Origin of the sequence: Pelomonas sp. KK5 (assembly GCF_001984095.1) — a bacterium.
Lineage (GTDB): Bacteria > Pseudomonadota > Gammaproteobacteria > Burkholderiales > Burkholderiaceae_C > KK5.
This window is the reverse complement of sequence record NZ_LYVQ01000588.1, coordinates 1-338: the sequence shown is the minus strand read 5'-3', so window position 1 is coordinate 338 and position 338 is coordinate 1. Positions and strand designations below refer to the sequence as shown.

At 66.9% G+C, this 338-nt stretch carries 1 protein-coding gene; it reads right to left on the bottom strand.

The annotated features are described in order from the left end of the window. A partial coding sequence (locus B0W88_RS32370; protein WP_077038464.1) for a biopolymer transporter ExbD occupies positions 1-338 on the bottom strand: 338 nt, incomplete at both ends.

Below are 338 nucleotides of genomic sequence, written 5' to 3'. Positions count from 1 at the left end.
CCCAGGCGCTGGGCCGAGGCCATCACCGCGGCGACGGCGCCGTAGTCCACCAGCTTGTTCGGCTTGATGTGGACTTCGGACTGGTCGGGCTCCTTGGCCACTTCCTGCAGCCTGGCCTCGACGGCCGGCAGGCCGGCCAGGGCCACGCCGTCCCAGCTGACCGTGCCGTCGAAGTCGATGAAGACCTCGTGGACGATCGGCTCCTTCTCGGGCTGGTTCCGGCTCGGCGGCGGCATGTCCAGGTTGACCGAGTGCAGCTGGATCGGGATGGTGATGATGAGCATCACCAGCAGCACCAGCATCACGTCGATCAGCGGCGTCGTGTTGACGTCGAGCAT